The 7740-nt window shown below is 60.5% G+C and carries 8 protein-coding genes; 2 read left to right on the plus strand and 6 right to left on the minus strand.

Going from position 1 to position 7740, the window contains the following annotated elements:
• The coding region (locus J0I79_RS01720) for a transposase domain-containing protein (protein WP_292854903.1) at nucleotides 1-128 on the plus strand (128 nt) is incomplete at its 5' end.
• Between the two features lie 456 nt (nucleotides 129-584).
• Here J0I79_RS01720 and J0I79_RS01725 read toward each other — a convergent pair.
• Genes J0I79_RS01725 through J0I79_RS01750 form a run of 6 tightly spaced genes read right to left on the minus strand, consistent with a single transcriptional unit; the run spans nucleotide 585 to nucleotide 6733 of the window.
• Nucleotides 585-1844, minus strand: a complete 1260-nt coding sequence (locus J0I79_RS01725) for a polysaccharide biosynthesis/export family protein (protein WP_292854892.1) — start codon at nucleotides 1842-1844, stop codon at nucleotides 585-587.
• Entirely contained in the window at nucleotides 1831-3108 is a 1278-nt protein-coding gene (locus J0I79_RS01730) for a hypothetical protein (RefSeq protein ID WP_292854893.1), read from the minus strand. Before J0I79_RS01730 ends, J0I79_RS01725 begins: the two co-directional genes overlap by 14 nt.
• On the minus strand, nucleotides 3105-4109 hold the full coding sequence (locus tag J0I79_RS01735; protein WP_292854895.1) for an SDR family NAD(P)-dependent oxidoreductase: 1005 nt from the start codon (nucleotides 4107-4109) through the stop codon (nucleotides 3105-3107). The genes J0I79_RS01730 and J0I79_RS01735 overlap by 4 nt, the downstream gene beginning before the upstream one ends.
• Before the next feature lie 44 nt (nucleotides 4110-4153).
• Entirely contained in the window at nucleotides 4154-4828 is a 675-nt protein-coding gene (locus J0I79_RS01740; protein WP_292854896.1) for a sugar transferase, read from the minus strand.
• On the minus strand, nucleotides 4825-5961 hold the full coding sequence (locus J0I79_RS01745) for a DegT/DnrJ/EryC1/StrS aminotransferase family protein (protein WP_292854898.1): 1137 nt from the start codon (nucleotides 5959-5961) through the stop codon (nucleotides 4825-4827). The genes J0I79_RS01740 and J0I79_RS01745 overlap by 4 nt, the downstream gene beginning before the upstream one ends.
• Nucleotides 5962-6010: 49 nt before the next feature.
• On the minus strand, nucleotides 6011-6733 hold the full coding sequence (locus tag J0I79_RS01750) for an NDP-sugar synthase (RefSeq protein ID WP_292854900.1): 723 nt from the start codon (nucleotides 6731-6733) through the stop codon (nucleotides 6011-6013).
• A 399-nt stretch (nucleotides 6734-7132) separates the two neighbouring features.
• On the opposite strand from J0I79_RS01750, the gene J0I79_RS01755 reads away from it, so the two are divergent.
• Nucleotides 7133-7740: response regulator transcription factor (locus J0I79_RS01755; RefSeq protein ID WP_292854902.1), on the plus strand; the 608-nt coding region annotated here is incomplete at its 3' end.

Consider the following 7740-nt stretch of genomic DNA (forward strand, 5'->3'; position numbering starts at 1 on the left):
TCAACGACGTCAATCCCGTTGCCTACCTCGCAGAAACCCTCGACGCCATCATCAACGGCCATCCGCAGAGCCAGATCGAGGAACTCATGCCCTGGCGATTCCGGAAAACGTCAAGCCCAAATCCGTAGGCGATCGGCGAGGCGCTTACGGTGATACGACCGGTTCCGCAGGCGAAGTCGAGACAGTTTCGGCCGGCGCCTCCCATCGGGCGAAGAACACTCAGGACCAGAGGTCTTTCGATTTTCTCCCAGAGCGCACCATAGTAGCCAGACTCATGGGTCTTGTTGTAGTGAGCGCCGTATCCCGGCGCGCAATGACTGGCCCTGTAGTCGTCCGACACTCGGTCCCCTTGCGAGTGAACCTCCTGGCTTGACGTCAGATCCCGCCAGATTCCGGCCTCGCCGGCCGGCGGCTCCGCAAAAGGAATTCGGATCGCCGAAGGCACATGGCCAGCCGGCTGCGTCATGTGAGCCATGTCCGACCGCACCGGCCTTATCCCTCGTTTGGAATTGAGCCACACCGGGACCTCCCGTTCGGATTCTGTTGATCCCCCAAGCCCGTTTTATCGGCCGCGACGAGGAAGCCTACTGGACCGCGGCACTTTGCACATCACTGCTGAACCTGGCTTCCACCGTATCGCCGGGCATCACGATCGTGTCTTCATCGACCGACAGTTTGCGCCACTCGTCGCCTACCTTGCGCACGATGGTGATCTGAGCCTGGATCGTTTCGCCGGCAATCGGCAGTGGCCGCGCGGTTGCTCCGGTCGGCTGCAGCTTCTCACTGGCCGCGTGGAGTTGGGCGGTCACATCCGCAATGCGCGCATTGGTGTCCTTCAAATCGCCCAGCAAGCCAATTCTGCGCTGATTGTCATTGCGTTCGTGTTGCCGGGCATAGTCCTCCTGTTGGCGGCGCGTCCTCATGAGTTCGACCGATGTCTGAAGCGCCTCGCTTGAAGAGAGCAGCAAGGCGCGCCGCACGTCCGCGAGCCGATTGTTGGTCAGATTGCCCGACTCAAACACCTTGGTCACCCGCGCCAGATCCTCCTGATCCGCCTTCACGCCCTCAGCTTCAACCTGTTCGCGCTTCTGCAATACATCTATCTGATCCGATGCGTCCTTCTCGCCCTTCTCGAGAAAAGTCTGCTCCTGCCGGAAATCGCTCAGCGAAATCTTCAGCGCCTCTGCTTCAGCCTCGGCGATCGCTGCTCCAACACTCGGGGACAGGGGCGATCCCTGTGGCGTCTGCTTGTCAAAATCCTCTTGGTCCTGAAGTTCGGCGCGCAGCCGGGCGGCATGAAAATAGTCCTTGATGTAGCCGCCCCAAAGCGTTTCGTAGTCGCGCCTGAGATCAACCGGATCAGGTCCGGTCTGCGCCGCGCGCGACCGCAGCAGGCTGAAGCCGCCGGAGACGGCGAGCACTTGCCGCACGGTCATGAGCGGACGGTAGGCTTGCTGCCCAGGGGTGAGTACGTCGCCGGAGACATAGATCGGGCGGTAGTCGGCGATGATGGCGGTCACATCGTCTGGCTTGACGACAACGATCTGCTCCCGTCCATCGGGCAGACGCACATGAAAAATCCTGGTCGGCAGAAGCGCCTGCATGCGGGCCTGCAATTCCGAGGCCGTCAGGCCTGCGACCATGACCATCCCGACTTCGGGAAGAGCGACATTGCCGTCCATCTGGACCACGGCTCGCTGGGTTCGATCCGAAAGTGGCGCTATCGCCACCTCGACGGTATCGCCCGGGGACAGCCGATAGGGCGCGACTTCGCCCGCCACAGCCATCGATGTCAGCGATAGCGCGGCAGCCGAAACAAGAACCATCCGCTTAGTGAAGGCCATTTGCGACAACCTCCTTCCCAATCGACGCTGGCTGCCAGGGCCAGTCAACGCGGGCAACGAAATCGAAGACAGGCCCACCGGGCACGCCCCAATTGCTCGACCAGACTATCTGTGAACCATCTGGAGACGGCGAGGCATGGGTTTCGTTCCAGTAGTCGAAATGCGCATCATGCGTGTCGACTATGGGGCGAACCTCTCCGCTGCCATCGGTGCGCAAGGCGATCACCTGCTGCGCATAGGGCGCCCAATCCCGGTGCTGCGATACCTCGTCTGGGGTGCCGCCATAACTCAGAAACACCCAGCCAGGTCTATCCAGGGACCTGAGGGATGCATGCTGCGCCTCGCCATATTTCATCAGCGAGGTGACCTTGCCGTCGGATAGTCTGCGTTTGATCACCTGATATTTGTCCGGATCCGATTTGCTGATCCCCACATAGATTTCGCTGCCGTCGGCATCGACCGTCATGTCGCCATGACCGGGCCGATGATGCTCGGTCCACTTCTGGCGCAAGACGCCGTCTATGGAGAAGACGAAGCTCGGCTCATTGCCGTCCTGCAGTTCCTGAGAACATAGAATGTTGATCCCAAGGGGGGAGATCGTGCAGGCATCGGTGGTGCCCGGCAGTTGCGCAAGATCGATGTCCGGAAACTTCTGCTTCTGCTGAAGATCGTAGCCGAAGACCACCGCTTTGCCGTCATCGCGCGTTGCACGCACCGCAATGCGGTTTCCGTCACGGCTCGGATTGCCTTTGTACGGTCCGAACTGAAGATCGCGGTAGGCTGACGACACGAACACGATGTCCTCGCGATCGGTGCGTGGGGCCCAGGTGGAAATCCGCCGGCCGCCGACGCAGATCATCAGATTGGGATCCCTGGGATGCCATTCGCACTCGGTCGCGCGTTCGCGGCGGAACAATGGAACGTAGTCGTGGCCGTCGAGAAAGCAAAAAGCCCCACAACCATTGACGACAAGGAGAAGACTCTGATCCGCATTCCAGGCTTGGGAGCTCGAATAGCGGTGGCTACAGTATTTCTTGCCACACACAATCCCGGCGCCAAGGGGGCCGGGTTTGGTGATCCGCATGAAAACCACGCCAGACGCCGGATCCTTTGCCGCGCGCAAATAGCCGGGCAGGTCTTTCGCCGGCGCCATGCCCGGCTCCGCGGATGCGCTGCTTTCACGATCTCCAGCCATGCAGACGTTGAGAGAGATGGCGCTGACGATCAGTAGCAGCCTCAGCACATCCCGGCGCAGCAAGGTCATGTCATGTACCCTTTTTCGCGCCGCACCCGGCCTTCGCGAAGGCGCTCCCGCCACCATGCGATCGTGCGCTGCAGCCCTTCGCGCAGACTGGTCTGCGCCCTCCAGCCGGTCTCGCTCTCGAAACGAGAGCAATCCGCAAGCAAGGCGCGGACCTCCGAATTCTGCGGCCGCAAGCGGCTTTCGTCGCGGTGGACAGGTTTCTTGGAGCCGCTCAGTTCCACGACAAGATCCAGCACGTCGGACACGGTTACGGCGCGTTGGCTGCCGGCATTGTAGGCGTGGCCGAATTCGAGCTCCGCCAGGCCGGCGGCCAGGAACGCGGCCGCGGTATCTTCCACAAAAGTAAGGTCACGGATCGGGCTTGTGTCCCCGACCATGATCGCCGGGCAGTTCGGATCGAGCGCCTGACGAACAATGGTGGGAACAATCGCCCGCTCGCTCTGACGCGGACCATATGTGTTGAAGGGCCGCATGATGACGACCTGGACATCGAACGACCTGGCGTAGGACTCCGCCATCATGTCGGCGCCGATCTTGGAAGCCGAATAGGGCGACTGTCCCTGTAGCGGATGGGTTTCGCGGATAGGCATGGTCAGGGCGGTGCCGTAAACCTCGCTGGTGGAGGTATGCACCACCCGCTCCGTCTCCCATTGGCGCGCCGCCTCGAGGACATTCACAGTGCCTAGGATGTTGGTCTCTACGTAGGATTGGGCGGCCGCGTAGGAGTATGGGATCGCAATGAGCGCAGCCAAGTGAAACACGACTGCCTGACCACGCATGATGCGGTTCAGGAATGCGCTGTCGCGAACGTCACCGCGCACGAGTTTCAACCGGCTTCGAATGTTGTCCGGCAAATCGTCCAGCCAGCCATGGCTGTCGAAGGAATTGTAGAGCGCCAGAGCCGTCACATCAGCTCCATTGCGAACGAGCGCTTCGGTAAGGTGCGAGCCGATAAATCCGTCCGCACCCGTCACCAGAACTTTCTTGCCATTATAGTTCATGACCGTGTTGTCCTCGGCTGGTTGGGGCGGATCCGATCAGGGATTCATATGTCGACAGGCGGCGGTGGGACCCAGCCGAGAACCGCCAGAAAGCCGCGGGCCATCCAGACGATGTCGGAGGCTATGGTGCGCCGCGAGTAGTAAGAGAGGTCGATTCTGGCCTTGGCGGGGAACATGACCTCCCGGTAAAACAGCGCCGGATCCTGGGACCGCGGAAAGAAATGCGCCTCGTGCCGGAAGAGGACCTGGGTGGGGCCGAGCAAGCCGGGCTTGTACTGTAGAACGGCCTCGAGGCCGCCCCGGAAACAATCGGCAAAGGCGAGGCTCTCGGGCCGTGGGCCGACGACCGCCATCTCGCCCTTGAGGACATTCCACAATTGCGGCAGTTCGTCGAATTTCGTGGCGGCAAGGAACCGGCCCACCGTCGTCATGCGGCTGTCGCCGACTGCGGTCAGCGCAGGCCCATGGGGGCTGCAATCGACACGGAACTTGCGAAATTTATACATGTGGAACGGTCGGCCGCCGGCGCCCAAGCGGGTCTGTACGAACAGGATGGAGCGGCCACCTTCGACCCGGAGTGCCACCGCAATCAGCAGCATCAGCGGTGCCGATATGACGATCGCAATGCCAGCGACCACCAGATCGATCGAACGCCTGGCGAGGCCATGCGCGGGATTTACAGTCAAACGCCCGTGAAAGGACATATCCAACGCATTCATGCCGCTGTTCCTGTTTGGGCGCAGCTTTTGAGCGCGGTTGCGAGAGCCGACACAACCGCTTCTGCGACAGGTGAAGTGATTTGAGGATGCAATGGAATCGTCAGTTCCCGCTGGGCGAAGTCCTGCGTACGCGGCAGATTGGTTCCGGGATAAAGCTCGCGATAGAGCGTCATCTGATGCACCGGGGGATAGTGGATCGTGGTCTGAATCCCTTGCGTGCGCAGTTCATCGATCACGTCCTGCCGCTTCGCGTAGCGCGGCAGAAGGACCGGCATGATGTGGTAAGCCGACGTCCGCGGTTCGCTGAAGGGAACTGTCACGGCCGGGCAATGGTCCGCGATGAGGCGCCGGTACAGAACGACCAGGATACGCCTGATCTCATTCCACTCCTGGAGGTTCTGAAGCTGGACCAGTCCGATCGCCGCCCGCATCTCGTCCATGCGGTAGTTGAAGCCGAGCATGGTGACATCATATTGCGGCGTGCGGCTGTTCAGCCGTTGATGCGTGCCGGTGGTCATACCGTGCCCGCGCGCCTGGCGAATCCTGTCGAGCAGATCGGGGTCGCGGGCAATCACGGCTCCCCCTTCCGCCGTTGTCATGTTCTTGTTGCCATAGAAGCTGAAGGCCGCCGCGACGCCGAATGTTCCCACTTCCCTCAAGCCGGGAGCATGCGCGGCATCCTCGACGATATGCAGCCCTCGGGCGCGGGCGAACCGCTGCCACTGTTCCCGATTGGCGAGATAGCCAGCGAAATGAACGAGAATGACCGCCTTTGTGCGCGGCGTGCATCGCGCCTCGGCCTCCGCCAGAGACATCAACGGCACGTCGGCCGACTCGATGTCGACAAAGACCGGGGTGGCCCCGACATAGAGCACCGCATTCGCGGTCGCGACGAAGGTCAATGACGGGACCAGGACCTCATCGCCCGGACCAATGCCCAGCGCATGCAGGATGAGATGAAGCGCCGCCGTACAAGACCCAACCGCGACGCAGTCCTGCGCGCCATGCATGTCGGCAAAAGCCTGTTCGAAGGCTCGCACCCGCTCTCCCATGGTGAGCCAACCACTATCAATAACTTTCGACAGGGCCGCCTTTTCCGGCACTCCCAGGATCGGGGCACTCACCAACAGCATATTGACCTCCTCACCTACTTTGCGGGATCAGTCCTAGCGTCTGATTTTTTCAAGCGGCCGCGGCGGCGACCTCGATCGAAGTCGACTGCTCTTCCCAGGAGATCGCCTGCGCATTCTGAAAGTCGTCGACGCGGCCGATGTCGAGCCAGAGACCGTCGTGCTTGTAGACATGCACGGTCGTGCCGCCCTGCATCATCTGCAGCATCAGATCGTCGAACCCAAACGGAATGCCGGACGGAATGAAGCGCAGAACATCCGGGTTCATGCAGTAGATCCCCATGCTGACGAGATGGGAAAGTGTCGGCTTTTCGCGAAAGAGCTGAACGGCATTGTCGATCTCGTCGATGACACCGAAGTCCATCTTGATCAGCCTGCAGGCGGTGGCGATGGTGACGGGATCCTTGTGCACGCGATGCGCGGCGACAAACCGGCTGAGGCTCAGGTCGGTGAGGACATCGCCGTTGAGCACGACAAATGTCTCGTTCAGTTCATCCCTGATCAGCGACAAAGGTCCGATGGTGCCAAGCGGCTCCATTTCCTGGGTGTATTTGATCTTCAGGTTCCATTGCGATCCGTCGCCGCAGACACTGCGGATCAGATGCCCGAGATACCCTGTGGTGATGTAGACCTCTTCTATGCCGTTGCGCCGCAGCCACTTCAGAAGCAGCTCAAGAACCGGGCGGGCCCCGATCGGCATCAAGGGCTTCGGCAAGACCGACGTGAAAGGCCGAAGGCGCGTGCCCATCCCACCGCATTGAATCACCGCTTTCATCCGTTCCTCCCTGCATTTGCAGCTCGTTGCGCCTGCGTATTTCAAGTTCGAATTCACTCACGCGAACCCCGGCAGCCGGTAAGATCCGGGCCAATCTCCGCGACGATCCGAACATCGTATGGGAAGGGTATGTGACGGTCAGGGTGGCTGTCGTCGTGCATTCGAATGGCAAGGATACGGCGCGTTTCCAATATGATGTTGCGTGAAATCGAGGACCTGTTCGGAACGGCAGCGGCCCGCCAGCGTTAAAAAAACTAATAGAGGCTTCTGGCGATTTGACACTATATTAGCTTCCAATGATATTCTTGGACGGGACGCCCGTGGATGTCACTGTGATGCGGGGACTAGTGGTCGGCCACGGCTCTCAGGATCGCCACGGTTCCCCCTCATCACACGGTAATGGGAGGTTTCGGCGGGTTTTCTCGTCGGAAACCGAGTAAGCGTTGGGGTAGTTCAATGTACCGTATCGTCATCGCGGACGATCACGGCTTGTATCGGCGCGGCCTTCGGCTGGCACTTGCGGCTGGAATTCCGACTGCCGAGATATTCGAAGCTGCGTGCTTCGATGCCGTTGTCAGTCTTCTCGAGGAGCAGGCCGTCATCGATCTTGCGATCCTCGACCTGAATATGCCCGGACTGTTCAAGCAAGAAATCCTCGGCGACGTTCTGTCAGCCTATCCCGACACTCGTTTTGCGATCGTCTCCGGAGACGATACGCGCTCGGAGATATTGACCGCGCTGTCGATCGGACTTCATGGCTACATCGTGAAGTCGCAGAAGGACGAGGAGGTCGTGCAGGCCGTAAACGAGATCCTCTCTGGCCGGATCTACGTGCCGGCGCTGTTGTCCCGTACATCGGCCGGACAGAGTTCATACGCCGCCATGCCCCCGGCGAAGAATTCGAGCCGCCGGCGCATGGGCTCGAACAATCTCGGCAGGCATCTCAGCAGACTGACATCAAGGCAGAACGACGTCCTCAAGCTGATGGCCGAGGGCCGGTCCAACAA

This window comes from Mesorhizobium sp. (genome assembly GCF_017306585.1).
Taxonomy (GTDB): Bacteria; Pseudomonadota; Alphaproteobacteria; order Rhizobiales; family Rhizobiaceae; genus Mesorhizobium.